24 protein-coding genes are annotated in these 24,517 nt (G+C 71.3%); 21 read left to right on the top strand and 3 right to left on the bottom strand.

The window, feature by feature from the left end; genetic code table 11:
• Positions 1-8 precede the first annotated feature (8 nt).
• Positions 9-947 (bottom strand): ATP-binding cassette domain-containing protein, encoded by a 939-nt coding sequence (locus AC067M_RS20915; RefSeq protein WP_478698500.1) that lies wholly within the window; start codon positions 945-947, stop codon positions 9-11.
• Between the two features lie 202 nt (positions 948-1,149).
• On the bottom strand, positions 1,150-2,391 hold the full coding sequence (locus tag AC067M_RS20910; protein WP_478698499.1) for a sensor histidine kinase: 1,242 nt from the start codon (positions 2,389-2,391) through the stop codon (positions 1,150-1,152).
• 200 nt (positions 2,392-2,591) lie between these two features.
• On the opposite strand from AC067M_RS20910, the gene AC067M_RS20905 reads away from it, so the two are divergent.
• The gene (locus AC067M_RS20905; protein WP_478698498.1) at positions 2,592-3,128 is read left to right on the top strand and encodes a hypothetical protein; all 537 of its coding nucleotides are present in this window, start codon (positions 2,592-2,594) and stop codon (positions 3,126-3,128) included.
• Here AC067M_RS20905 and AC067M_RS20900 read toward each other — a convergent pair.
• Entirely contained in the window at positions 3,117-3,896 is a 780-nt protein-coding gene (locus AC067M_RS20900; RefSeq protein ID WP_478698497.1) for a thioesterase II family protein, read from the bottom strand. The two genes, AC067M_RS20905 and AC067M_RS20900, sit on opposite strands and share 12 nt — an antisense overlap.
• Positions 3,897-4,254: 358 nt before the next feature.
• Between AC067M_RS20900 and AC067M_RS20895 the strand changes: the two genes are divergently transcribed.
• From AC067M_RS20895 to AC067M_RS20800, 20 genes are all read left to right on the top strand, one after another.
• Positions 4,255-4,473 carry an MbtH family protein gene (locus tag AC067M_RS20895; RefSeq protein ID WP_478698496.1) on the top strand — a complete coding sequence of 73 codons (219 nt, stop codon included), beginning with the start codon at positions 4,255-4,257 and terminating at the stop codon, positions 4,471-4,473.
• A gap of 49 nt (positions 4,474-4,522) precedes the next feature.
• Positions 4,523-4,774 (top strand): acyl carrier protein, encoded by a 252-nt coding sequence (locus tag AC067M_RS20890; protein WP_393626755.1) that lies wholly within the window; start codon positions 4,523-4,525, stop codon positions 4,772-4,774.
• A gap of 55 nt (positions 4,775-4,829) precedes the next feature.
• Positions 4,830-6,086: a beta-ketoacyl-[acyl-carrier-protein] synthase family protein gene (locus AC067M_RS20885; protein ID WP_478698495.1), complete on the top strand. Its 1,257-nt coding sequence runs from the start codon at positions 4,830-4,832 to the stop codon at positions 6,084-6,086.
• Positions 6,083-7,213 carry a beta-ketoacyl-[acyl-carrier-protein] synthase family protein gene (locus AC067M_RS20880; protein WP_478698494.1) on the top strand — a complete coding sequence of 377 codons (1,131 nt, stop codon included), beginning with the start codon at positions 6,083-6,085 and terminating at the stop codon, positions 7,211-7,213. The genes AC067M_RS20885 and AC067M_RS20880 overlap by 4 nt, the downstream gene beginning before the upstream one ends.
• Positions 7,210-8,106 (top strand): beta-ketoacyl synthase N-terminal-like domain-containing protein, encoded by an 897-nt coding sequence (locus AC067M_RS20875; protein ID WP_478698493.1) that lies wholly within the window; start codon positions 7,210-7,212, stop codon positions 8,104-8,106. The genes AC067M_RS20880 and AC067M_RS20875 overlap by 4 nt, the downstream gene beginning before the upstream one ends.
• Positions 8,103-8,858, top strand: a complete 756-nt coding sequence (locus AC067M_RS20870) for an alpha/beta fold hydrolase (protein WP_478698492.1) — start codon at positions 8,103-8,105, stop codon at positions 8,856-8,858. Before AC067M_RS20875 ends, AC067M_RS20870 begins: the two co-directional genes overlap by 4 nt.
• A gap of 60 nt (positions 8,859-8,918) precedes the next feature.
• Positions 8,919-9,926 carry an acyl-CoA thioesterase family protein gene (locus AC067M_RS20865; protein WP_478698491.1) on the top strand — a complete coding sequence of 336 codons (1,008 nt, stop codon included), beginning with the start codon at positions 8,919-8,921 and terminating at the stop codon, positions 9,924-9,926.
• Positions 9,923-11,029, top strand: coding sequence for a beta-ketoacyl synthase N-terminal-like domain-containing protein (locus tag AC067M_RS20860; protein ID WP_478698490.1), 1,107 nt, complete (start codon positions 9,923-9,925; stop codon positions 11,027-11,029). Before AC067M_RS20865 ends, AC067M_RS20860 begins: the two co-directional genes overlap by 4 nt.
• On the top strand, positions 11,026-11,430 hold the full coding sequence (locus tag AC067M_RS20855) for a 3-hydroxyacyl-ACP dehydratase FabZ family protein (protein WP_478698489.1): 405 nt from the start codon (positions 11,026-11,028) through the stop codon (positions 11,428-11,430). Before AC067M_RS20860 ends, AC067M_RS20855 begins: the two co-directional genes overlap by 4 nt.
• Positions 11,427-11,963: a 3-hydroxyacyl-ACP dehydratase FabZ family protein gene (locus AC067M_RS20850; RefSeq protein ID WP_478698488.1), complete on the top strand. Its 537-nt coding sequence runs from the start codon at positions 11,427-11,429 to the stop codon at positions 11,961-11,963. The genes AC067M_RS20855 and AC067M_RS20850 overlap by 4 nt, the downstream gene beginning before the upstream one ends.
• A complete protein-coding gene (gene fabG, locus AC067M_RS20845; protein WP_478698487.1) occupies positions 11,960-12,703 on the top strand; it encodes a 3-oxoacyl-[acyl-carrier-protein] reductase in 744 nt (247 codons plus the stop codon). The genes AC067M_RS20850 and fabG overlap by 4 nt, the downstream gene beginning before the upstream one ends.
• Positions 12,700-13,401 (top strand): DsbA family protein, encoded by a 702-nt coding sequence (locus AC067M_RS20840; RefSeq protein WP_478698486.1) that lies wholly within the window; start codon positions 12,700-12,702, stop codon positions 13,399-13,401. The genes fabG and AC067M_RS20840 overlap by 4 nt, the downstream gene beginning before the upstream one ends.
• Positions 13,402-13,413: 12 nt before the next feature.
• Positions 13,414-16,887 carry an amino acid adenylation domain-containing protein gene (locus tag AC067M_RS20835; RefSeq protein WP_478698485.1) on the top strand — a complete coding sequence of 1,158 codons (3,474 nt, stop codon included), beginning with the start codon at positions 13,414-13,416 and terminating at the stop codon, positions 16,885-16,887.
• Between the two features lie 36 nt (positions 16,888-16,923).
• Complete coding sequence (gene sbnB, locus AC067M_RS20830; RefSeq protein ID WP_478698484.1) at positions 16,924-17,988, top strand: 2,3-diaminopropionate biosynthesis protein SbnB; 1,065 nt, start codon at positions 16,924-16,926, stop codon at positions 17,986-17,988.
• A gap of 4 nt (positions 17,989-17,992) precedes the next feature.
• Entirely contained in the window at positions 17,993-19,006 is a 1,014-nt protein-coding gene (gene sbnA, locus AC067M_RS20825; protein ID WP_478698483.1) for a 2,3-diaminopropionate biosynthesis protein SbnA, read from the top strand.
• A gap of 59 nt (positions 19,007-19,065) precedes the next feature.
• Positions 19,066-20,658, top strand: a complete 1,593-nt coding sequence (gene serA, locus AC067M_RS20820; protein ID WP_478698482.1) for a phosphoglycerate dehydrogenase — start codon at positions 19,066-19,068, stop codon at positions 20,656-20,658.
• Positions 20,655-21,173 carry a YbaK/EbsC family protein gene (locus AC067M_RS20815; RefSeq protein WP_478698481.1) on the top strand — a complete coding sequence of 173 codons (519 nt, stop codon included), beginning with the start codon at positions 20,655-20,657 and terminating at the stop codon, positions 21,171-21,173. Before serA ends, AC067M_RS20815 begins: the two co-directional genes overlap by 4 nt.
• On the top strand, positions 21,170-21,997 hold the full coding sequence (locus AC067M_RS20810) for a thioesterase II family protein (protein ID WP_478698480.1): 828 nt from the start codon (positions 21,170-21,172) through the stop codon (positions 21,995-21,997). The genes AC067M_RS20815 and AC067M_RS20810 overlap by 4 nt, the downstream gene beginning before the upstream one ends.
• Positions 21,998-22,694: 697 nt before the next feature.
• Entirely contained in the window at positions 22,695-22,877 is a 183-nt protein-coding gene (locus tag AC067M_RS20805) for a hypothetical protein (protein ID WP_478698479.1), read from the top strand.
• 247 nt (positions 22,878-23,124) lie between these two features.
• The gene (locus AC067M_RS20800) at positions 23,125-24,513 is read left to right on the top strand and encodes a tyrosinase family protein (protein ID WP_478698478.1); all 1,389 of its coding nucleotides are present in this window, start codon (positions 23,125-23,127) and stop codon (positions 24,511-24,513) included.
• Positions 24,514-24,517 lie beyond the last annotated feature (4 nt).

The following is a 24,517-nucleotide window of genomic DNA, read 5'->3' as shown; positions in this document are numbered from 1 at the left end:
AGCACGTCCTAGCGGCCGGTGGAGTGGTTCAGGGCCAGGTACACGTCGTCCAGTGAGGGCTCGGAGAACGCGAGTCCCGCGAGGTCCACGCCTGCTTCGTCGGCTGCCCGGACGACGCGGGCCAGCGCGGTGGAGTCCCTGGCGGGCATCGTGAGCACCAGACCGTCCTCCTCGTGCCCGGGAGTGAGGCCGGCCGCCCGCAGCGCCTCCATGGCCCGGGGGCGGTCGTCCGCGCCGCGCAGGGTGACGGAGACGGAGCGGTGTCCGATCCTGTTCTTCAGCTCGTCCGTGGTGCCCGCTGCGATGACCCGGCCGGCCGCGAGCACCGTGATCGAGTCCGCCAGGAAGTCGGCCTCGTCCAGGTACTGGGTGGTCAGCAGAACCGTGGTGCCCTCCCGCACGAGACGCTGGACCACCGCCCACAGGGCCCGGCGGGCCGACGGGTCGAGCCCGGTCGTGGGCTCGTCGAGGAAGATCACCTCGGGCTGCCCGACCAGGCTGGCCGCCAGGTCCAGACGCCTGCGCATGCCGCCCGAGTACTCCTTCGCCTTGCGGCCCGCCGCGTCCGTGAGGGAGAAGAGATCGAGCAGTTCCTCGGCGCGGGCCGCCGCCTCGGCGCGCGAGGCGCCGAGCAGCCGTGCGATGAGCACCAGGTTGGCGCGCCCGGAGAGCGTCTCGTCCACGGCCGCGTACTGACCGGTGAGGCCGATGCGGCGGCGGACCTCCTCGGCGTCCTTGGTGACGTCGAGTCCCGCCACCCGGGCCCGCCCCGCCGTCGGGAGCGAGAGGGTGCTCAGAATGCCGACGAGCGTCGTCTTGCCGGCGCCGTTGTGCCCGAGCAGCCCCAGGACCGTGCCCTGGGGCACCGTGAGGCTCACACCGTCGAGCGCTTTCGTCGACCCGAACGACTTCGTCACGTCGGAGACTTCGATCATCATCGTGTCCATGGGATGCCCCTCGCTCGATTCCGGAAGCCCACCACCGGTCGTCGGGCGTTTTCAGGGATGACCGAAAGGGACCACGTGGGCCGTCACCTACAGACGTACGGTATCCGTGGCACCGGGAATTCCCGAGGGTCGATCAGAACTCTTGAACTGGCATTGCGGAATTCCGAGAACCCCGGAGAGTGCGAGAAGAGGGGAATCCCGTTCAGTCGACGGGCAGGACGGCGGTGACCCGCCAGCCGCCTTCCCTGTGACCGCCGAAGTCGAGGCTTCCCCCGAGCGCCTTGACGCGTTCGGCGAGTCCTTCCAGGCCCGTCCCGCCGCGACGGCCGCGCTCGCCGAGATACCCCGTGCCCGCCTCGCTGATGGACGGAGCACCGTTGGTCACGGACACGGCGAGGACCGGCACCCGGCCGGACAGGTCGGGCAGCACGGACACGCGCACCCAGGGGGTGGTCGCGGCATGCCGCCGGACATTGGTCAGGGCCTCCACCACCACCCGGTGGGAGGTGCTCGCCACCTCGCGCGGGACCCGGGAGACCTGCTCCGGCGACAGGTCGATGTCCAGGCTCACCTCGGCCCGTCCGGCATCGCGGAACCGGCCGATGACGTCCACGATGTCAAGGAGCCCGTAGGCCTGTGACTGCCCTTCGCCCGCGGTGCCTTGAGGGTCCGAGGCCGTCTCGTCGGAGGTGTCGAGCATGTGGACGGTACGGTCCATGGAGCCGAGGGCCTGGAGACCGGAGGCCTCGATCTGCTTCAGGATCGGCAGGACCTTCTCCGGTTGCTCCGCGCCGACGACCTGCGCCGCCTGTGCGAGCACCACGATGCCCGACACGTCGTGGGCCACGAAGTCGTGCAGGTCGCGGGCCAGTTGGAGCCGCTGGTTGCGGCGGGCCTCGTGCACGGACCTGACCCTGCGCGACTCCAGGGCGCGCAGACAACCCCCCACGGCGGCCGCGGCTATGGCGCCGAGTGCGAAGAACGCGCTCTGCGCGGCGGCCTCCAGAGCGGTCGGGGGGACCTGAAGCCGCAGGAGCAGGGTCGACGCCAGGACCCCGAGCACGGTGCACAGCGTGACGGCCTGCCGGGTCTCGGCGTACCGGGCGACGAGACAGATCAGCAGCAGGATGGCCGCGATCTCCACCAGAGTGACCACGCCGGTCGCCTGTTCCCGCGCCGGCGGGTCGCCGAGGAGGGTGCCGAGCGTGGAACTCACGGCCACCACGACGGCGGCGGTCGGGAGGACGCGGCCTTTGGCGTGCAGGCCGATCACGGTGAGCGTGCCGAGGACCGCGACCGTCATGGGGAGGGCCGCTCGCCAGCTTGCCGACGGGCCGACGAGAAGCCCGGCCGCCACGGCGCCGGCCGCCAGGACCGCGCAGACCGGCCTGACGACATGGCTCCGGAGACGGCTGTGGACCTGGTTCCTGGTGTTGGTGACCATTCCGGCGATCCTATCGATGGGATCAACTTCCTCTGGCAGCTTCCTGATGACCGGTGCGGTGATCGAGGGCGGGCGGATGTCTCCCGATCTCCGTCCTGTCATTTAGCTGCCATCGGGGAAAGTGGTACGAGGTCGCTTCGAAATCCTCTCTAGGATGCCGGGTGGAACGGGGTCGGTGAGAGGCCGGTGAGGAGGCCGAGTTGCCTGACGAGAGCGAGTCCGCACTCGAACGGATGTTACCGGAATGGCATTTCAGAGAGGTGCATCGCATTCGGGTGCCCGGCACCGCCGCGGAGGTGATGCGCGCCGTGCACGCGACGACCTGGTCCGAGGCGCCGATTGCCCGCGCACTCGTCGCGATCACCGGGGCCGACATCTCGGCGGAACGGCGTATCGTCTCCGACTTCCTGCGGGAGATGGGAGAAGTGATCCCCACCGGGGGCGACGAGTTCCTGCTTGCCGCGGTGCAGGGAACCGGTGACGTTCCCCGGCCCCCGGGCACTATTTCCGAGATCGTGACCGGATGCGACGAGCCGGGAATTCTGAAGATCGGGATGAATGTCCGTCACGCGGGCGGCATGCTCACCACGGAGACCCGTGTCCTCGCCACGGACGAGCGGACCCGCCGTAGGTTCGCGCCCTACTGGTTCTGTGTCAGATTCGGCAGCGGACTGACCCGTACGTCCATGCTCCGCGCGATCCGCGCCCGAGTGCTGCGCGAGATGTCACCGGCCTGACCCGCTGCGTTCGATGCTCCGCCCGGCCCGGTCTGGGCGGAGGGCCGTCATGTGTGCGGGCAGTCCCTGCCACACCCGCGGCGTGTAGAAGTGCCCGCCGGGGAGCCGCGTCGACTCGAACCGGCCCGTGGTCAGCGGGCGCCAACGCTCCAGGGCCTCCTCGTCCAGGTCGTCGTCCTCGCCGTAGAGCAGGTGGAGCGGTGCGCGCACCCGGTCACCCGGGTGGTACCGGTAGGTGTCCGTGACCCGCAGGTCGGCGCGCAGCACCTCCACGGCCATCTGCCGCAGTTCGGGCTCGGCCCGTACCGCCTCGGGCATCTGGCCGACCGTGAACATCCAGTCGAGGAGTTCCTCGTCGGTGTTCCCCACGCGGGGCGGCGCGTCCGGATCGGTCCGCCGGCGGTCGGGGGCGTGCGCGGCGGAGACGACCAGCGCCTGCGGCGGGGCGACTTCGACCCGTTCGGCGCGCAGCGCGAGATCGAAGGCGACCCAGGCGCCCATGCTGTGGCCCACCAGGACGTAGGGGCGCGTCGCGATGCCCCGCAGCGCCGTCAGCGCCCCGCCGAGCAGTTCCTCCCAGTCGCGGGCGAACGGGGAGCTGTAGCGCCCTTCCCGGCCCGGATAGCAGTACAGCACCAGTTCGGTGTCCTCGGGCAGGGCGGCGGCCCAGGGCCGGAAGGACGCCGTGCCGCCCCCGCAGAAGCTGAGACAGAACAGCGTCCGCTCGGCGTGCGGCCGGGGCAGCGGCCGAAGCAGTGGCCCGGACATGCGAACTCCTTTCGAGCACCGGCGGTGACACGGGGAACGTACCGGCGACGGCAGGACCGCGCCGTCGGGGCCAACAAAGTCTTCGATGCCTCGAAGTGACCCTCGGCGACCACTCGCACCGGAAGAGTGACCATCGGTGGCGGAATCCTGCCGTCGAGGCATCACATGCCCCCGTCTCCCGGCAGTTCCGGCCTGACGGGGGAGTGGCCGAAAGGCACGCAACACATTATTCAATTCTTCTCATTGAAAACTCTCTAACGCCGGGTCGAAGTGGTTGCCGGAAGGGCTTGTTGGCGCGATTCCCCGCAGCTTAGGGTCGAGCCGAATTCGGTGACAGTGTCAGGAAGGGGAGAGCCCGATGGCCAATCCGTTCGAGGATGACAACGCCGAGTACTACGTGCTCGTGAACGACGAGAACCAGCATTCGATCTGGCCCGTTTTCGCCGAGATTCCGGAGGGCTGGAAAGCGGTGCACGGTGCGGCCGCCCGGCAGGACTGCCTCGACTATGTGAACGAGCACTGGACCGATATGCGTCCGCGCAGCCTCGCCGACGCCATGGCCGCCCACGCGTCCTGAAAAATAATCCGCCACATCACGACCGAACCATCGAGGGGAAAAGAAAAAAATGCCGACCATCACCAGCGACCGCCGCTCGGCGATCAAGGAAATCGTCTGCGACATCCTTGAACTCGAGGAGGACGAGGTGACGGACACCAGCCTCTTCATCGACGACCACGGCGCCGACTCGCTGCGCGCCATCGAGATCCTGGCCTCCCTGGAGAAGGAGTTCGGTATCACGATCGACCAGTCCGAACTGGCCCAGATGATCAACCTCGAGGCCGTCTACAAGGTGGTCGCCGAAGCGCCCACCCGCTGACCCTGCCCAGCAGCTCTGCCGATCCCAAGGTCTGAAGATCTGAAGGGGAAACAGCATGTCCTCAGCAAGCCCCGGCGCCGGAACCGGGAAACGCCGGGTGGTTCTCACCGGCTTCGGAGTGATCTCCAGTATTGGTATCGGGGCCGAGGAGTTCACCGGTAGTCTGCGGGCGGGCCGTAGCGGTGTCAGCCCGATCTCAGTGTTCGACGTCGAAGGCTTCGCGCATGTCAACGGCTGCGAGGTCAAGGGCTTCGATCCCGAGCAGTGGATCTCCCGCACCCCCGTGCGGGAGCTGGGGCGTGCCAGCAGCTTCGCCGTCGCGGCGGCGCGGATGGCGGTGCAGGACGCCGGTCTGGACCTCGTGGAACTCGCCGGCCGACGGGGACTGATCTCCGTCGGCACCACGGACGGCGAGTCCTACGAGCTGGACCAGCTGGTGGCCGCCGAACTCGCCGACGGTCCTCAGAACATGGACCCCGAGGTCGTCCGGCGAGTCTCGGCGGCCAGACTCTCCACCGCCATCGCGCAGGAGCTGGAACTCACCGACGTCGAGGCCCCCACCATCGCGACCGCCTGTTCCGCGGGCAACTACGCCATCGGGTACGGCTTCGACGCGGTGAGTTCGGGAGAGGTGGAGTTCGCGCTGTGCGGCGGCGCCGACGCGATGTGCCGCAAGACCTTCACCGGCTTCTACCGCCTCGGCACCATCGCCCCCGAGCACTGCCAGCCCTTCGACGCCGACCGCAAGGGGATCCTCACCGGCGAGGGAGCCGGCGTCCTGGTCCTGGAGAGCCTGGACTCCGCACTGGCCCGCGGTGCCACCATCTACGCCGAGGTGCTCGGCTACGGCCTCAACTGCGACGCGTACCACCAGGTCGCGCCCAACGGCGACAGCGTCGCGCAGTGCATGAGCATCGCCCTGAAGAACGCCGGGGTGAAGCCGGAGGAGGTCGACCTGATCTCGGCCCACGGCACCGGCACCAAGGCCAACGACATCACGGAGGCCAAGGCCATCCGCAGCGTGTTCGGCGCCGCGACCCCGCGCACGATCTCCCTGAAGTCGATGCTCGGCCACACCATGGGCGCCGCGAGCGCGCTCGGTGCGATCGCCTGCGGACTCGCCCTCACCCACGGCTTCATCCCGCCCACCATCAACCACCGGCGGACCGACCCGGAGTGCGAGATCGACTGCGTGCCCAACCACGCCGTCGACGCCGACCTGCGGATCGTCCAGAACAACGGGCTCGCCTTCGGCGGCAACAACGCCATCGTGATCCTGGGCAAGTACGACCGGGACGGTGACCTCCGATGACGTACCCGATCATCGGAACCGGGGCGGTCGCGAGCATCGGCTCCGATCCGGACGCCATCTTCGACAGCCTCTGCGCCGGCCGCAGCGGACTCGCGCCGCTGCGCGCCTTCGACCGCGCCCGTTTCAACGCCCAGCAGCTCTTCGAGATCGACGACCGGCAGACCGACGGCATCGACGAGCCGGGCCGTGCCACCCGCTTCCTCGTCGAAGCGATCCGGCAGGCGGCCGAGGACGCGGGACTGCCCGAGGACCTCGCGGGAATCCCGGTGCTCGTCGGCACCGGTCTGCGCGAACTCCGCTCCCTCGAACTGTGGTGGCGCGACGGTATCCCCTTCGACGCCGACGGACTGCACTTCGAGAACGCACTGAGGCGCCGCTTCGGCGCCGTCGACACCCACACCTTCGCGGGCGCCTGCTCGGCCTCCCTGTACGCACTCGCGCTCGCCTGGGACCTGCTGGAACTCGGGGAGGCGGAGACGGTCGTCGTGGCCGGCTGCGACGTGGTGACGGAGAGCATGTTCGGGCAGGCCGACCGGGTCCAGTTCGATCCGCCGCCCTCGGTACGCCCCTTCGACCAGGACCGCCAGGGCACGATCCTCGGTGAGGGCGCGGCCGCCGTCGTCCTGAGCCGTTCCGCCACCCCGGGCCGACGCCCCCGTGGCCGACTGCGCTCGGTGGCCGTCAACTGCGACGCCCACCACCAGACCGCCCCGGACGCGGCCGGCGTCGAGGGCGCCGTCCGCCTGGCACACGAACAGGCCGACGTCACCCCCGCCGAGATCGACCTGGTGATGCTCCACGCCACCGGCACGCCGCTCAACGACCGCACGGAAGCCACCGTGACCGCCCAGATCTTCGGCGGCCACGGCCCCGCCCTCACCGGCATCAAGTCGCTGACCGGACACACCTCCGGCTCGGCCGGCCTGCTCGGTCTGATCGTGGCCCTGCGCTCGCTGGAGAGCGGCGTGGTCCCGCCCATCGCGGGCCTGACCGACCCCCTGCCCGAGGGCGCGGAGCTGCGGCTGGTGGCCGGCGAACCCCTGGTCGCGCCGCTGCGGCTGGCCCAGGTCAACAGCTTCGGATTCGGCGGCGTCAACGCCGTCGCCGTCGTGGGAGGCGCCGCATGACCCTCGCCACCCTCGCCGTCATCGGGACCGCCGTGGCCCTGCCCGGCGCCGCCGACGCACACGCGCTGCTGCGCCCCGCACCCCCCGCAGCGGAACCGGTCGACCCCACGGCCCTGATCGGCAGGAAGGGCCTGCGCTTCAAGGACCGCGCCACCCAGCTGGGACTGCACCTCGCCCACGCGGCGCTCACCGACGCCGGGCTCCTCCAGGACGGCGAACCGACCGTACCCGCGGACCGGTTGGGCACCGTGGTCAGCTCCAACCTCGGCAACGCGGACACCGTGTGCCGAGCGGTGGAGACCATAGCCAAGGAGTCCACCGGCGCCCTCAGCCCGATGGACACCCCCAACGCCTCCAGCAACATCATCGCCTCCGAGACGGCGATCCGGTACGGCTTGCGAGGCCCCAACCTGACGGTGTGCAACGGGCGTTCCTCCGGTCTGGACGCCATCCGCTGGGCCGCCCTGATGCTTCGCAGCGGCCGTGCCGACCACATCCTGGTCACCGGGGTCGAACCGGACAACGAGGTGACCCGCCGGCTCGTCGACGGACCGGTGGCCGACGGCGGCGCCGCCGTGGTCCTCAGCCGCACCACCACCCGTGCCAGGGCACTGCTCGGTCCGGTGCTGCGCACCGCCCGGTCCGCCGACACCGCCGACGAGCTGACCTGGCACGCACCCGGCGGCGAGCTCTGGCTCAGCGCCGAGGACCACGTCGTGCCGGCGCACGCACGACGGATCGCGCTCACCGGCTGGGGCGAACTCTCCGGTGCCCTCGGCGTCGCGCAGTGCGCCGCCGCGGCCGGCTGGTTCGCACAGGGGTACGAGGGTCCGGCCTACGCCCTGGCCGGCACGGCCGGAGCGGTCCTGCTCCCCCCGGAGCGCACCCCATGACGAACGTCGTACTGCTCCACGGGCTCGCCAACAACGAGGCCATCTGGTCGGCGCTCGACGGGCACTGGCCGGCGGATCTCGAGGTCCACGCGCCCCGACTGCCCTGGCACAGCGGCGGAATCGCCGACTGGCGCCACGAGACGGACTCGGCGGCCCGGCTCCAGGACGTGCTCGACGCGGTCCCCGGAGGCCCCGGTGTGGTGGTCGCCCACTCGTTCAGCTCGGTGGTGCTCCTCGAACTGCTCAGCCGCCGGGCGGCCGCCGCCGACCCGCTGGACGTACCGGCCGTCGTCCTCGTCAACCCCTTCTACCGGAGCGACGCGGACGCCTTCCACTGGAACATGATCGCCCCGATCCTGGACGACTTCCCGCGCACCATGGCCGAGTCCATCAGGCTGCGGACGTCCGGCCACCCCATCGAGGAGGAACGCCTCGCGGACATGGCCCGGCGCATGACCGAGTGGATCGGCCCCTACGGCTGGCTCCGGTTCTTCGACACCTATCTGCGCACCCCGCTGTTCCGGGTGGACCTCGTCGAGACCCCCGCCCTGGTGATCGGCTGCGCGGCCGACCGGTCCGCGCCCGCGGAGCAGGCCCGCCACCTCGCGGCCCGGCTGCCCGCGGGTCAGGCGCTGACCGTGCCCGGCTGCGGTCACTTCCCGATGCTCGAACGCCCCGCCTGGTTCACCGGCACCGTACACACCTTCCTCGAGCAGATCCCGGACCGCGCCCGGCCCCTGGCGGGCGCCTGACCCCGGCACGCCGGTTCCGTCCGACCCGACCCGACACGTCCCGACACGAAGGAGTCCGTGATGGGCCCGACGCCCCATCCTGCTGTCACGGCGCTGCTGGAGACCCCGACGACGGGGCGGCTGCGCCCCCTCTTCGAAGGCAACAACATCAGCTTCGCCATCGGCTTCAAGCACATCAACTACGTTGCCGAGGCAGCGGTCCTGAACCACTTCAGGGAGGCGGGGCTGCCCGTCGGCGACCTCTACCGCCGCTACGGGCTCGGGTTCGACGTGGTCGACATCCACTCCCGGCTCGGCGCTCTGCTCGCCGTGGACGACGAGGTGGAGGCGGTGGTCACCCCGGCCACCAAGGACGGCGCGGACCGGCTCCGCTTCAAGGTCGACCTGTTCGTCGAGCGCGACGGCAAGCGGGTCAAGTGCGCGGGCTCCACGATCCTGGTGGCGCTGCGCGTCGACGACCACATCAAGGCCGAGGAGCCCTGGCCGGCCGGCCTCGAACGGTTCACCACCGCCCGCCTGGGCACCGGGGACCGCGTGGAGATCGCCGCCACCCCGCGGCCGTACGGCGAGTTCACCGCGGGCCGCGGCACCACCGCCGACCCGGTCCTGACCGAACTCATCGGTGAGACCAACGCGTTCGGCTGGCGCTGGCGGATGGGCTACTTCTACTGCCACTTCAACGAGCGCGTCCAGATGTCCGGATTCCTGCGGGTGATGGAAGAGGTGGAGGACCTCTTCCTCGCCGACCGGGGCCTGGCCATCAAGGAGGTCCTCGACACCCGCGGCTGGATTCCCGTCGTCACCCAGTCCCGCATCGAACTCCTCGACGAGACCGTCATGGAGGAGGAGCTCTACACCGTCTACACCGTCGAGAACGTCTTCAAGACCCTGCTCTACACGACCCGCATGGACTGCTACGTCCTGCGCGACGGGCAGCTGGTGAAGACCGCCACCGGCACCATCACCCACGGCTACCTCCACGAAGTGGAGCCCAACCAGTGGGAGATGGCCGAGTTCGACGAGTCCACCGTCACCGCCCTCACCACGCCCCGCAAGGCGGCGGCATGAGTACCGCGGTGACCGCCCGGCCGGTGATCACCGGCTGGTCGGCGGTGTCCCCGCACGGCATCGGCGCCGAGGCCCTCGCCGAGGGCCTGCGCACCCAGCGGCCCACGGTCGCGCCGGTCGACACCGCACGCTGGAAGGTGCCCGCCTCCCGGGCCCACCTGGTCCCCGGCTTCGAGACCCGCGAGGTGCTCGGCAAGAAGGGCACCCGCTCCATGGACCGGGTCACCGGCCTCGCCGTGGCCGCCGTGGGCTCCCTGCTCGACCAGCCCGGATCGGTACGGGAGTCGGAGACCGGCGAACGCGCCGCCCTGGTGCTCGCCACCACCACGGGCAGCGCCGCCAGCATGATGGACTTCACCCGCAGCTCGCTCGAGGGCGCCCGGCCCTACGACGTCGACCCGGCCGTGATGCCCAACGCCGTCATGAACTGCGCGGCCGGCCAGTGCGCCATCTGGTACGGCATCAAGGGCCCCAACACCACACTCGCCGGCGGCCGCGCGGCCGGCCTGCTCTCCCTCAACTACGCGACACGGCTGCTGGCCTCGGGCCGCGCGGACACCGTGCTGTGCGCCGCCGCCGAGGAGTACTCGGCCGCCCGCTACTGGCTGGAACGGCACAGCAGGGGCCCCGAGGCCCCCGGGGTCGCGCTCGGCGAGGGCGCGACCGTGCTCCTGGTCCAGCCCGCCGCCGCGGTCACCCCCGAACGCCCCGCGCTCGCCGAGGTGCTCGCGGTCCGCACCCGGGTGGCCACCGGCAACCGGGCGCGCCCGGCCCTGGAGGCCTGCGTACGCTCCGCCCTGGAGGCCGCCGGGGTGACCGGCGACGACGTGTGGGCGGCCAGCCCGTCGGACGCGCCGGGCCTCCTCGGCCACCTGGAGCGCGAGGTCCTCGGCGAGATCTGCGGCACCGAGGCACTGGAGCGGGTGCCGGCGGTCGGCCGGCTCGGTGACGTCTCCGCCGCCTCCGGCTCGTTCCAGATCGCCATGGTCCTGGCCACCGCCGCCGGTACGCCCTCGACGGCCGAGCGGGTCGCCCTGGTGACCTCCGCCGATCGCGACGGCTCCCTCGCCTGCGCGGTGCTGAAGCTGCTGGATCGCCGATGACCGCCGCGCCGCGTGTCCACGTGAGTCCCGTCGCCGCCGAGGTACGGGTGGAGGCCCGCACCGAGGAGGGCCTGACGGCCGCCGCCCGTGCCGACATCCGTCACAGCGAGCCGGTGTTCGCCGGCCACTACCCCGACTTCCCGATCTTCCCCGGGGTCTGCGTGCTGGAGTGTGTGCAGCGCGCGGCCACCGACGGGGACGCCGCTCCGGACCCCACCGAGCTCGCCGCCGTGGAGTCGGCGCGGTTCGCCGGAGCCGTCTACCCCGGGGACACCCTCCGTCTGACGCTCAAGTGGCGCCGCACCGGGACCGGTCTGCGCTGCGACGCCACCGCCGCCACCGAGCGGGGCAGGGCCGCCACCGTACGGCTGCGCTACGCCCCCGCGGGAGGTGCGCGATGACCGCACCCGCGCCGGTCCTGCCCCGGGTCACCGACCTGCTGCCGCACCGCTATCCGATGCTGCTCGTGGACCGGGTGACCGAGCTCGTCCCCGGTGAGCGCATCCGCACAGTCAAGGCGATCACCCTCAACGAGCCCTGGTACGCGGGGATCTCACCCGACACCGCGCTCGACTACCCGCCGTCCCTGCTCGTCGAGTCCTGGGGCCAGTCGGCGGGACTCCTCGCCTCGGCGATCGCGGAGGCTCCCACACCGGGCCAGGTGATGCTGTTCGGCTCGGTGGCCGACGCCGCGTTCCACCTGCCCGTACTCCCCGGCGACCTGATCGAGCACCGGGTCCGCATCTCCCGGGCCCTCACCGACTCGGTGGTCTTCGAGGGCAGCAGCCATCGCGGCGAAGAGACCGTGATGACCGTGACCCGGATGGTGATGGCCTTCCGCCCGGCGGACCGGCTCCGCCCCGACGACACCGCCGGCCCGACCCCACCGTCCGCATCACCGTCCGCATCACCCGGAAGAGAGGCCATCCGATGACCGACACCAGGCCCGTGGCCCTGATCAGCGGGGGTTCCCGGGGCATCGGCCGGGCCGCCGTGCTCAAGCTCGCGGCGGACGGCTACGACATCAGCTTCTGCTTCCACTCGCAGGCGGAGGCCGCGCAGATCCTCGCCAAGGAGGCCGAGGCGCTCGGCGCCCGTGTGCTGCACCACCGCGTGGACGTGAGCGACGCGGCCGCGGTGCGCGACTGGGTCAACGCGACCGAGAAGGACCTCGGCCCCGTCGAGACCGCCATCACCTCGGCCGGCATCACCCGCGACAAGGCGCTGGTGATGATGTCCGACGACGAGTGGACGTCCGTCCTGTCCACCAACCTCGACGGTGTCTTCCACGTCTGCCGGGCGGTCACCTTCGCCATGATGAAGCGCCGTCGCGGCAGCATCGTCAACATCTCCTCGGTGGCGGGGGTCCACGGCAACGCCACCCAGACGAACTACGCCGCCTCCAAGGCCGGGATCATCGGCTTCTCGCGCTCCCTCGCCAAGGAGGTCGGCCGCTACGGCATCCGTGTCAACACGGTGGCCCCCGGCTTCGTCGACACCGACATGGTGGCCGCCGTCGCCGAGCGGGTCCGCGACGAGGCACTCGCCGCCGTCGCGCTCGGCCGGATGGGCACCCCCGACGAGGTCGCCGAACTCGTCGCCTTCCTCGCCTCCGAGCGCGCGAGCTACGTCACCGGATCCGTGTTCCAGATCGACGGGGGGATCGCCCTGTGAGCACCGCCCACCGCAGGAAGAAGCATCCCAGGTGGTACTTCTCGCTGCGCAGCCCGTACTCGTGGTTCGCCTACCGCGACCTCAGTGAGAAATACCCGGACGTACTCGACCGGATCGAGTGGATCCCCTACTGGGAGCCGGACGACGAGTCCACCCGGCTGATCGAGGACGCCGGCGTCACCCTGCCGGTGATGCCCATGCACCGCACCAAGAACTTCTACATCCTGCGGGACGCGCGCCGCTGGGCGCATGCCCGCGGCTGGCAGGTGACCTGGCCGGTCGACCGTGCTCCGCACTGGGAGGTCTCCCACCTCGCCTACCTCGCGGCCGAGGAGCAGGGCCTGGGCCGGCAGTTCGTCGACCGTGCCTACCGTGCCCGCTGGAACCAGGGCCTGGACCTCGCGCAGCGCGAGACCATCGTCGGCATCGCGGGCGAGCTCGGCCTCGACCCGGCGATCGCCGACTCGGTCGACGACCCGGATCTGCGGATCAAGGGCGCGGAGTGCCTGATCGCGGCCTATCACGACGACGCCTTCGGGGTCCCGTTCTTCATGCACGGCCGCGAGGCGTTCTGGGGTGCCGAGCGGGTCGGGGCGTTCGTCGCCGCCGTGCGCGGCGAGGCGTGGGACGGCGTCAGTGATGCCCCGTTCGACGCGCCCCCGTTCACCGCCGCCTCGGACAGCAGCCACCCGGCCTGACAGGAGACAGCGATGACGACCAACGGAACACCCCAGCGGACCGTCCCGCGCTGGGTACCCCCGCCTCCCGCAGGGCAGTCACCACGCATCGGACGGGCGGAGCTGATCCGCCCGCTTCCGCTCCGCCTCGCCGCCCGGGCCCGGCTGCTGGCCCGGCGCTCGGGCACGGGCTGGGAGGCGGTGCTGCTCGCCGCCCACACCGCCGTCCTCACCGCGCTCAGCGGTGAACGCGCGGTGGTGAGCGGCTACCTCGCACCCGGCAGCGCCGGGGCCCGGCCCGTGGCACTCGCACTCGACGACGAGACCTGGCGCGACCTGTTGGCCGCCGCCGGACGGGCCACCACCGCACCCGCCGAGGTCGCCCACGAGACCGTACTGGACCTCGCACACACCGCGGGCGACCTCGCCGAGCCACACCCGGAGACCGTCCTCACCACCACGCTGCGGTACGGTCCGAAGGGACCCGCCCTGCTGATCGGTCACCGCACCGACGTGCTGGACGCCGACGCGGCCGACCGGATCGCCGGGTACTACCTGGCGGCTCTCGAACAGCTGACCGGGGAGCCGGACGCGCCGGCCCGCGGCAAGAGCCTGCTGTCCGCCGCCGAGTACCACCACCAGATCACCGGACTGTGCGGACCGCACCGGCCGTTGCCGGACCGGCGCTTCCACGAGCTGTTCGAGGAGCAGGCCGCCCGACGGCCCGCGGACATCGCCGTCGTGCACGGCGCTCGCACCTGGACGTACGAGGAACTCAACACCCGGGCCAACCGGATCGCCCACGCGCTCCTCGCCCGGACCCTGGGAGCCGAGGCCGTGGTGGCCGTCGTCACCGAGCGCAACCCGGACTGGCTCGCCTCGGTCATCGGCATCCTCAAGGCCGGCGCCGCCTACCTGCCCATCGAGCCGCACGCCCCCGCGGACCGCATGGCCCGCACCCTGGTCCGCAGCGGCTGCCGCCTGGTGCTCACCGAGGACGGCGGCCCCGGCCATCTGGAGCGGGCCGCGCCCTCCGGTGTGGAGCTCCTCAAGGTCGGTGCCGCGTACGCCGAAGGGCACCCCGGTAACGATCCGCGTGTGCCCGTCGCCCCCGACCAGCTCGCCTACCTGTACTTCACCTCCGGCTCCACCGGTGAGCCCAAGGGCGCGATGTGCGAGCACGCCGGGTTCCTCAACCACCTGTACGCCAAGATCGACGACCAGGGGATCGGCGAGGGCCAGGTGGTCGCCCAGACCGCGCCGCAGTCCTTCGACATCTCCCTGTGGCAGCTGGTCGCGGCCCTGATCGTGGGCGGGCGCACGCTGATCGTCGAACAGGAGGCGATCCTCGACGTCGACCGCTACCTCGACACCGTCGAGCGCGGCGAGGTCTCCGTGCTCCAGGCCGTCCCCTCCTACCTGGAGGTGGTGCTCAGCCGCCTGGAGGAGAGCCCCCGGGAGCTGCCGGCCCTGCGCTGTGTCTCGGTCACCGGTGAGGCGCTCAAGAAGGAGCTCACCGTCCGCTGGTTCGCGCGCTTCCCGCACATCGCCCTGATGAACGCCTACGGCCTGACGGAGACCTCGGACGACACCAACCACGAGGTCATGACCGCGGTCCCGGTGTGGGACTCGGTCCCGCTGGGGCGCGCGGTCGCCAATGTCTCCGTTTACGTCGTCGACGAGCACCTGAGGCCGGTGCCGCTCGGTGCTCCCGGCGAGATCGTCTTCTCCGGCGTCTGCGTGGGACGCGGATACGTCAACGACCCCGAGCGCACCGCACAGGCCTTCGTCGACGACCCGCACCGGCCGGGACAACGGCTCTACCGCTCGGGTGACTTCGGACGCCGGCTGCCCGGCGGCTCCCTGGAGTTCCTGGGCCGTCGCGACGCCCAGATCAAGATCCGCGGCTTCCGGATCGAGATCGGTGAGATCGAGAACCAGTTGCTGCGGCTGCCCGGGGTCCGCGACGGCGCCGTGGTCGTCGTCGAGTCCCCCGACCGGGGACGCCATCTGGTCGCCTTCCAGACCGGCTCGCCCGAACCGACCGACGTCCTGCGCGATCGCCTGAGGCAGGCCCTGCCCGCGTACATGGTTCCGGACCGGATCGAACGCCTCGACACGCTGCCCCTCACCCCCAACGGCAAGACGGACAAGCGTGCCCTGCGCGCGCTCGCCGCCGAACTCGCCGAGCAGGAGGGCACCGAGGAGCACGAGGCTCCCCGCACCGACACCGAGCGGCGGCTCGCCGAGGCCTGGGCCGCCGTCCTGAAACTGCCGCTCGAACGGGTCGGCCGCACCGCCGACTTCTTCGACCTGGGCGGCACGTCCCTCTCCGCGGTGCGGCTCGTCGTACGGATGGAACGTGCCTTCACCCTGCGCGACGTGGTGCTGCGCCCGAGGCTCGACGCACTCGCCGCGTTCCTCGACGATCCGCGGGGCCACGCCGAGGGCGGCACCGCTCCCGGGGACCCGGGCAACACCACCGCGTCCGCGGCGCCCGCCGAGGCCCCTGTCACGGCGCCCCGCACCGCGTGGGACGCCACCCCGTTCGAGGTGATCAGGACCGAGGGCCGGCCCGCCGTGCTCACCCTCGACGGCCCCGCCCCCGACGACCCGGCTGCATGGGCCGCGGAGCACGTCGGCCGTGTGCGGGCCACCGTCGCGGAGCACGGCGCGCTGCTCGTACGAGGCCTCGGCCTGCGGGACGCGGACACCGTCGCCCGGGTCGGCCGCGAGCTCCTGCACCAGGTGATGACCGAACGCGAGGGCTTCGCGCCGCGCAGGCGGCTCGCGGACGGCGTCCACTCCTCCTCGGAGTGGCCCGTCGACCAGCCCATGTGCATGCACCACGAGCTGAGTTACGCCCGCGAGGTGCCCGGCACGCTGCTCTTCGCGTGCCTCACCGCACCCGCGTCGGGCGGGATCACCGGTGTCTCCGACTCCTCCGAGGTGCTGCGGGCCCTCCCCGCCGACCTGGTCGCTCGCTTCGAGTCCGAGGGCTGGCTCGTCGACCGCAACTACACCAACACCGTGGGCGTCGGCCTCGCCGACGCCTTCGGCACCACCGACCGCGCGGCCATCGAGGCCTACTGCGCGGCCCGCGCCATCCAGTGCCGCTGGGAGCCCAACGGCGATCTGCGCACCCGGCAGCGCGCCGCCGCCGTACTCACCCACCCGGTCACCGGCCGGCGCGGCTGGTTCAACCAGATCGCCTTCCTCAACGAATGGACCCTGGACCCCGTCGTCCGGGAGTACCTGAAGTTCGAGTTCGGCGAGACCGGGCTGCCCTTCAACAGCCGCTATGGCAGCGGCGCCGCCCTCGACGAGGAAACGGTGCTCACGATCAACGCGGTGTACGAGAAGCACACCCTGCGCGAGCCGTGGCGGTCCGGCGACCTGCTGATCGTGGACAACCTCCGGATGGCACACAGCCGGGAGCCCTACGAGGGAGACCGGCGGATCGCGGTCGTCCTCGGCGACCCGGTCACCGTTCCCACCCACCCCTGACCAGTCCCTCCCCCCAAGCCCATGGACGGAGCAACCATGTCCCGCCAGCCGCTCGTGCCGCCCTTCGCCGTCATCACCGGCGCGCAGGTGGCACAGGTTCTCACCGGCAGCGAGAAGCAGGTCGTGAACCTGGTCGAAGACATCTACCGGACGCACGGCCGGGGCGACTCGGTCAACCCGCCGTCGTACTTCCTGCGCTTCCCCGACCGCCCGAGTTCCAGGATCATCGCGCTGCCCGCCTCGGTCGGCGGCGCCCACCCCACCGACGGCCTGAAGTGGATCTCCAGCTTCCCCGAGAACGTCGCGGCCGGCATTCCGCGAGCCTCCGCGGTCCTCATCCTCAACGACCACGAGACGGGCTATCCGTTCGCCTGCCTCGAGAGTTCCATCATCAGCGCCTCCAGGACCGCCGCGTCGGCCGCCCTTGCCGCCGACCGCCTCAGCAGGGGCGAGCGCCCCCGCCGCATCGGCTTCATCGGCACCGGCCTCATCGCCCGCTACATCCACCACTACCTGGAGGCCACCGGCTGGACCTTCGACGCGGTCGGTGTGCACGACCTGTCCCAGGAGCACGCCACGGCGTTCGCCGAGTATCTCGGAGGCCGTCCCGGCGACCGCACCGTCGTGGTGCACGACAGCTCCGAGGAGCTGATCCGGGAGAGCGACCTGGTGGTCCTCGCCACCGTCGCGGGCAGCCCGCATGTCCACGATCCGGCCTGGTTCGCCCACAATCCGCTGGTCCTCAACGTGTCCCTGCGGGACCTCGCGCCGGAGATCCTGCTCGCGTCCGCCAACATCCTCGACGACGTCGAGCACTGCCTCAAGGCGGACACCTCACCCCATCTCACCGAGCAGCTCACCGGCAGCCGCGACTTCATCGACGGCACCCTCTTCGACGTGCTCGAGGGCCGGGTCGAACTCCCCGAGGACCGCCCCGTCGTCTTCTCTCCCTTCGGCCTCGGAGTCCTGGACATCGCCCTCGGCCGCTACGTCCACGACCAACTGCGCGACACGGGCCGACTCGGCGTCGTCGACGGCTTCTTCCACGAGCTCGACCGCTACGGCCGCGACAGCGCCGAGGCGGCACCCGAACGAAGGTGATGAAGTGACGGTCATATCCGCCCCGTACGAGATCAACGTCGACGACGTCTTCGTGGATCTGGAGCCTGTCTTCGACGTCCCCCTCTTCCTCAAGTACGAGGGGATCAACCTCGCGGGCTCCGTCAAACTCAAGGCGGCCCTGGAAATGGTGCTCGCCGCCGAGCGTGACGGCAACCTGACCCCGGGCGATGTGCTCGTGGAGTCCTCGTCCGGCAATCTCGGTGTGGCGCTCAGCATGATCGCCGCCCACCGGGGATACGGCTTCGTCTGCGTCACCGACTCGCGCTGCAATCCGGCGAGCCGTCGGCTCATGGAGTCCTTCGGGGCCCGGGTCCTGGTCATCTCGCGTCCCGACAAGGAGCGCGGTCTGCTGGGCGCCCGGATCGACTACGTGCAGCGGCTGGTCGACTTCGACCCCAACTACGTCTGGCTCAACCAGTACGTGAACCCGCACAACTGGCTGGCCCACTACCGCTCCACCGGCCCCGCCGTCGCCGCCCAGTTCCCCGAGCTGGACGTGCTCTTCGTCGGCGCGGGAACCACCGGCAGCCTGATGGGCTGCGCCCGCTACTTCAAGGAGCAGCGGCGGCCCGTGCGGATCGTGGCCGTGGACAGCGTGGGCTCCGTGACCTTCGGCGGCCCCGCCCGCACCCGGCACATCCCCGGCCTGGGCGCGGGCGTACGACCCCAGCTGCTCGACGAGGGGCTCGTCGACGAGGTCGTGATGGTGCCCGAGAGGGACACCCTGGAGAGCTGCCACGCCCTGGCCCAGCGGGGCTTCCTGTTCGGCGGCTCCACCGGCACCGTCGTCAGCGGCGCGCTGCGCTGGCTGGCCGGACGCCCCCGGGGAGAACGGCTCACAGCGGTCGCGCTCTCCCCGGACCAGGGCGACCGCTATCTCGACACGGTGTACGACCCCGAGTGGGTGGAGCGGCACTTCGGCGCCCCGCACACCTGGGACACGGCGGTCCCGGAGGCCTCGGCCGAACTGCCCCAACTGGTCACGAGCGTCGGCTGAGCCGGCCACGCCCGACCTCCAGCCCCTCACGCAGCCCTCACGAGACAAGGAATCGCGTCGTGGACAAGCCAGTCGTACTGATCGCCGAGGAACTCTCTCCCGCCACCGTCGACGCCCTGGGACCGGACTTCGAGGTCCGGCACTGTGCGGGCGCCGACCGCGCCGCGCTCCTCGGCGCGCTGCCCGGGGCCGACGCGGTACTCGTACGCAGCGCCACCCGCATGGACGCGGAAGCCATCGAGGCGGCCCCCCGGCTCAAGGTGATCGGCCGGGCCGGGGTCGGCCTGGACAACGTGGACGTGACCGCCGCCTCCCGGGCCGGTGTCATGGTGGTCAACGCCCCCACCTCCAACATCGTCAGCGCGGCCGAGCACACCGTCGGGCTGCTGCTCGCGGTGGCCAGGAACGTCCCGCAGGCCGACGCGGCGCTCAAAGCCGGCCACTGGCAGCGCAGCCGGTTCACCGGCGTCGAACTGGCCGACAAGACACTCGGCATCATCGGGCTGGGCCGGATCGGCTCCCTGGTGGCCCGCCGCATGGCGGCCTTCGGGATGAAACTGCTCGCGTACGACCCGTACGTCCAGGCCGGATACGCCGAGCGGACGGGGGTACGGGCGGTCGCGCTCGACACCCTCCTCGACGAGGCCGACTTCCTGACCGTCCATCTGCCGAGGACTCCGGAGACCGCCGGCCTGATCGGCTTCGACGCGCTGCACCGGGTCAAGCCCGGCGTACGGATCGTCAACGCGTCCCGGGGCGGGATCGTCGACGAGGCGGAGCTGTACGCGGCGCTGAAGGAGGGCCGGGTCGCGGGCGCGGCCATCGACGTGTTCGCCACCGAACCCTGCACCGGCTCCCCGCTGTTCGAGCTCGACAACGTGGTCGTCACCCCCCATCTGGGCGCGAGCACCGCCGAGGCACAGGAGCGGGCCGGCGTATCGGTCGCCGGGTCGGTCCGCGAGGCGCTGTCCGGGCGGTTCGTACCGGAGGCGGTCAACGTGCGGATGGGCGAGGTCGACGCCGAGCTCGACCCGTGGCTGCCCCTGGCCGAGCGCCTCGGCCGGCTGTTCACGGCGACCGCCGGGGGACTGTCCGGGCAGTTGCGGGTGACCGTGTCCGGAGAGATCGCGCGCCATGACGTCGTGGCCCTCGAACTGGCCACCCTCAAGGGCGTGTTGGGACAGGTCGTCGACGGCGGCGTCAGCTACGTCAACGCCCCGCTGATCGCCCAGGAGCGCGGCCTGGGCATCGAAGTGCACTCCGGCCCCGACAGCCCCGTCCACCGCAGTGTGGTGCGGGTCGACGGGACACTGCCGTCCGGTGAACCGGTCTCGGTGACCGGCACCCTGTCCGGGCTCCGCTCCGGCGCACGACTCGTGGAGATCTGCGGCTACGAGGTCGATGTCGCGCTCGACGGTGACCTGGCCTTCTTCCTCGCCCCCGACGGACCCGGAGTGATCGGCGCGGTCAGTGAGGTCCTCGGGCAGGCAGGGACCCCCGTCGAGTCCCTGCGGATCGCCCGGGGCGCCGGAGCGGAGGAGGCGGCCCTGGTCGCGGTCGGACTGGGCGGGCGGGTGGCCCAGACGGTTCTCGACGACGCGTCCGCCGCGGTCGACGCCACCCGTGGCTGGAGCCTGGAGCGGACGGGATGAACACCTATGAATGGCTGATGGGCCAACTGGAGCGCAGGCGGGCGCGCTTCCGCCTCATCGACCACGCCCCGGAGGGCCGCACGGAGCCTGCGAGCATCCTGCGCGACCACGCCCTCGCGCAGGCGGCCAAGTGCCTGGTGGTACGCGTCGCCACCGGCCGCCGCTCCCGGCGGTACGTCCTCGCTGTCGTGCCCGGCGACCGCAAGGTCGACCTCGACGAGCTCAGAGCCATGTACGCGGGAACGGAGGCATCGTTCGCGGCACGTGACGTGGCCGAGCGGCTGGCGGGCAGCGTCAGTGGTTCGGTGGTGCCCTTCGCACGCCACCCCGAGCTCGACCTGGTGGTCGACCCGGAGATGCTCGTCCACGACGAGATCTTCTTCAACGCGGCCCGACTCGACCGGTCGGTGGCCCTGGCCACGGACGACTATGTGGCGATGGCCCTGCCTCGAGTGGCGCCCATCGCCCGACACCCGCTCGCCCAACGGACGACATCCCGGAGGATGACAGGATGAGCACGAGCGTCGGCGCCCACGGCACCGTACCCTCAGCAGCCGTCGGCACCGACAGGTGGTTCCGCCGGTACACGGCGACGGCACGCCCGCGCCGCAGGCTGCTCGTCCTGCCGCACGCGGGCGGCTCGGCCAGCTTCTTCCACTCCTGGGGCAGCGCCTTCGACAGCCGCACCGAGGTACTGGTCGCACGCTACCCCGGCCGGCACGATCGGCTGACCGACCCCTGCATCGAGACCATGGAGGAGCTCGCCGACCAGGTGACCGCGGCGCTCCTGCCCTTCCTCGACGTACCGGTGACGCTCTTCGGGCACAGCATGGGGGCGTCACTCGCCCACGAGGTGGCGCTGCGCCTGCACCGCAGGCAGGGGGTCGACCCGGCGGCGCTCCATGTGTCGAGCCGCAAGCCCCCGCACCGGCTGATCCCACGCGAGCTGCACACCCAGGGCGACGAAGCACTGATCGAGGAGGTCCGACGGCTCGGCGGCACCGATGAGTCGCTGCTCACCGACCCGGATCTCCGGGAGATCGTCCTGCCGGCGATCCGCGCCGACTTCACGATCGTCGGCACCTACGGCCCCCGCGACGCCGCCCCGGTCGGCTGCCCCGTGTACGCGTACATCGGAGACCAGGACCCGGCCACCTCGGCAGCGGAGATGTGCGACTGGTCCGCCGTCGCCCCCGAAGGGTTCCACCTGGACGTGCTGCCCGGCGGCCACTTCTACCTGGTCGACCAGCACGACGACCTGGTCCGCACGATCGCGGACCGCCTGCTGTCCCAGCACTCGGTGAGGGAGATCCCGCCGTCGCGTGGGTCGGCGAACTGATCACGAGCGACACCTTCACACCGACGGCCCAGGGAGCGGGCCCGGACACATGCGGCCGGGCGGGAGCTGTGGAAGCGTCATGAGCATCCGATCTCATTCCCCGCTGCTCATGAAGGGCCAACGGTGTTTGCCGCGGTCGCCGAGAAGGGGGATCGATTCGCGCTGGCCTGAGAGGAATTCAGCCTCGGCCAGTATCTGGGGCTGACCCTGATCGCGGTGGGGACGCTGGTCGGCGCCTGGCTGGGGCGCCGGTGGTCGCACCGCTCCACGATGATGCTCGGCGCCGCGCCCGGAGTGCTGCTGGCGGTGGCCGGTGCCGACATGGTGCCGCACGCCCTGCACGAGGCGGAGGAGGAGGGACTGGCGGGCTGGATCGTGCCGATCGTCGTCGCCGCCTTCGCCCTCGCCTCGACCGGGCACATCCTGCGCAGATGGGGTGATACAGGGCGGCTTCTGGGTGCCGGGACGGCCGTCGCCCTCGTGCTGCACCGGCTGGTCGAGGGCATGACGGTGGCCCTGCTGGCCTCGGTTCCCGTGGTGGCGGCGTTGACCCACTCCGTCAGCGAGGGACTCGCGTTGACGGCGCTCCTCGACGCCCGCGGCCGAAGCGCCCTGACGCCGTGGCTGGTCGCCGTCTGCGTGAGCCCGCTCGTGGGCGGCTGGATCACCGCGGTGGCCCCTGCCGGGGTGGACGCACGTGCTGCTGCTCTGCGCGGTCGCGGGCGTGCTGTTGCGGAACGCGGCCACGGCCCTGGCACTGGCCCGGCGCCGACACCTGACCGGAGAACTGGCGGGGGCACCCGTGCTGCTGGCGCTCGGGTCCGCTGCCGTCGTCACCACGGCCGCCGTGCTGGTCCTGCGCTGGGACCCGGCCCACTGAGTTGCGTGTCCGTCACCCGATGCGATGCTGGATGTGGTTACCCCAGTCGGGGTACGCGCGGCATGTCCGTCACCCACCGCCGCGCCTTCGCGCCGCGCATCGTCACCCCGAGGGGCGCGCGGCAGCACCATCACCTCACCGGAAGGGCAGAACCATGGCCCAAGCGGCTCGAGTGCGTCGTGACACGACGAAAATGACAGATCCCTGGGACCCTCAGCTTCTCTGGTACGCCCGAGCGGTACGGAGGATGCAGAGCAGGCCGGAATCAAATCCGGCCAGCTGGCTCTGGCAGGCCAACATCCACGGTGAGAAGGCGGAAACCCCCGGCCCCAATCCGGAATGGAACAACTGTCCGCACGGTGGCTGGTTCTTCCTGCCCTGGCACCGCGCCTACATCCTCTGCTTCGAGGAGATCGTGCGCGACGTCATTCGCAACGAGCTGGACGGACCCGACGACTGGGCGCTGCCGTACTGGAACTACACCCGGGTGACGAACGGCGACCCGGACAGCCCGGAATCCCTGGAATGCCGTCGCCTGCCGCGCGCGTTCCGCAGCCCGACCTGGCCCGACGACGACGGCGACAATCCGCTGTACCTGGCGGAGCCCGATCGCAGCCCGGGTGCCGCCCTGGGAGCTCCCATCGGGTGGACCGAGGTCAACCCGCACAAGGCCATGCAGGCACCGCGCTTCACCGGCGTGCCCCAGTTCGGCAGCGAGTACACCGGCAGCCATCTGCTCCACAGCAACGGGCAGTCCGGTCTGCTGGAAATGCAGCCGCACAACCTCATCCACGGTTACGTGGGCGGGGTGATGTCCCAGTTCTTCTCACCCCGGGACCCCATTTTCTGGCTTCACCACGCCAACATCGACCGTCTCTGGGCCGCCTGGATCGCGAGCGACTCCGGGCACACGAACCCGACGGACCCGGACTGGCTCGGATTCACCCACACCTTCCGCAACGCGCAGGGCGACAAGGTGGGTTTCACCTCCGAGGAACTGCAGTCCGAGGAGGCGCTCGGATACGTCTACGAGTCAGTGGCGGAGGGAGTCGGACTGAAGCCGCCCGAGCGCCTGGTAGCCCTGGTGGCAGCCGGGGGCGATCCGCCGGCGGAGCAGGTCGCGTCGACCACGGGTCCGACCGAGCTGGGCCCGGACACCCTCACCGTCCCTCTGACCCCAGAGCCCAACGCCCGCGCCGGGGCTCTGCCGGAGGCGGCCTCGCCGGACACCGAGGCCCGCGCCATCCTCACCGTGGACGACGTACGCGCCGACGCGCCGCCCCAGACGAACTACCGTGTCTTCGTCGGCGCCCGCCCGGACCACGAGGAGGACCTCGACCCGGAAGGTCCGTACTTCATCGGCCACCTCCACTTCTTCGGCGCGGTCGGAGCCAACACCCACCACCACGGTGGTGAGGGGCTCACCTTCACGTTCGACATCACCCAGCACCTGACCGAGCTGCGCCAGCTGGGCATGTGGGACGGCGAGGGCGTTCCCCCCGTCGTCGTGACGCCGGCCCCGCTCGGCCCGCCGCCGCCCGGCGCCGAGGCGGAAGCAGCCTTCCGCGCGGCTGCCCCGACGCCACCGCCCGAGTCGCGTCCCCGCATCGGCAGCATCACCCTCACCACCACCTGACGAG

The sequence above is a fragment of the Streptomyces sp. NPDC043427 genome (assembly GCF_056436655.1).
Note: the sequence above shows the minus strand (reverse complement) of the source record. Positions and strands in the feature narration are given on the sequence as shown.

What these genes read in the sequence shown, in the direction of transcription:
- AC067M_RS20890 (WP_393626755.1), top strand. Translation starts at nt 4,523, where the DNA reads ATGCCGACCATCACCAGCGACCGCCGCTCGGCGATCAAGGAAATCGTC.
- AC067M_RS20875 (WP_478698493.1), top strand. Translation starts at nt 7,210, where the DNA reads ATGACCCTCGCCACCCTCGCCGTCATCGGGACCGCCGTGGCCCTGCCC.
- AC067M_RS20810 (WP_478698480.1), top strand. Translation starts at nt 21,170, where the DNA reads ATGAGCACGAGCGTCGGCGCCCACGGCACCGTACCCTCAGCAGCCGTC.
- AC067M_RS20915 (WP_478698500.1), bottom strand. Translation starts at nt 947, where the DNA reads ATGGACACGATGATGATCGAAGTCTCCGACGTGACGAAGTCGTTCGGG.
- AC067M_RS20850 (WP_478698488.1), top strand. Translation starts at nt 11,427, where the DNA reads ATGACCGCACCCGCGCCGGTCCTGCCCCGGGTCACCGACCTGCTGCCG.
- AC067M_RS20885 (WP_478698495.1), top strand. Translation starts at nt 4,830, where the DNA reads ATGTCCTCAGCAAGCCCCGGCGCCGGAACCGGGAAACGCCGGGTGGTT.
- AC067M_RS20860 (WP_478698490.1), top strand. Translation starts at nt 9,923, where the DNA reads ATGAGTACCGCGGTGACCGCCCGGCCGGTGATCACCGGCTGGTCGGCG.
- AC067M_RS20870 (WP_478698492.1), top strand. Translation starts at nt 8,103, where the DNA reads ATGACGAACGTCGTACTGCTCCACGGGCTCGCCAACAACGAGGCCATC.
- AC067M_RS20895 (WP_478698496.1), top strand. Translation starts at nt 4,255, where the DNA reads ATGGCCAATCCGTTCGAGGATGACAACGCCGAGTACTACGTGCTCGTG.
- AC067M_RS20815 (WP_478698481.1), top strand. Translation starts at nt 20,655, where the DNA reads ATGAACACCTATGAATGGCTGATGGGCCAACTGGAGCGCAGGCGGGCG.
- fabG (WP_478698487.1), top strand. Translation starts at nt 11,960, where the DNA reads ATGACCGACACCAGGCCCGTGGCCCTGATCAGCGGGGGTTCCCGGGGC.
- AC067M_RS20835 (WP_478698485.1), top strand. Translation starts at nt 13,414, where the DNA reads ATGACGACCAACGGAACACCCCAGCGGACCGTCCCGCGCTGGGTACCC.
- AC067M_RS20855 (WP_478698489.1), top strand. Translation starts at nt 11,026, where the DNA reads ATGACCGCCGCGCCGCGTGTCCACGTGAGTCCCGTCGCCGCCGAGGTA.
- AC067M_RS20910 (WP_478698499.1), bottom strand. Translation starts at nt 2,391, where the DNA reads ATGGTCACCAACACCAGGAACCAGGTCCACAGCCGTCTCCGGAGCCAT.
- AC067M_RS20800 (WP_478698478.1), top strand. Translation starts at nt 23,125, where the DNA reads ATGCAGAGCAGGCCGGAATCAAATCCGGCCAGCTGGCTCTGGCAGGCC.
- AC067M_RS20865 (WP_478698491.1), top strand. Translation starts at nt 8,919, where the DNA reads ATGGGCCCGACGCCCCATCCTGCTGTCACGGCGCTGCTGGAGACCCCG.
- AC067M_RS20880 (WP_478698494.1), top strand. Translation starts at nt 6,083, where the DNA reads ATGACGTACCCGATCATCGGAACCGGGGCGGTCGCGAGCATCGGCTCC.
- AC067M_RS20900 (WP_478698497.1), bottom strand. Translation starts at nt 3,896, where the DNA reads ATGTCCGGGCCACTGCTTCGGCCGCTGCCCCGGCCGCACGCCGAGCGG.
- sbnB (WP_478698484.1), top strand. Translation starts at nt 16,924, where the DNA reads ATGTCCCGCCAGCCGCTCGTGCCGCCCTTCGCCGTCATCACCGGCGCG.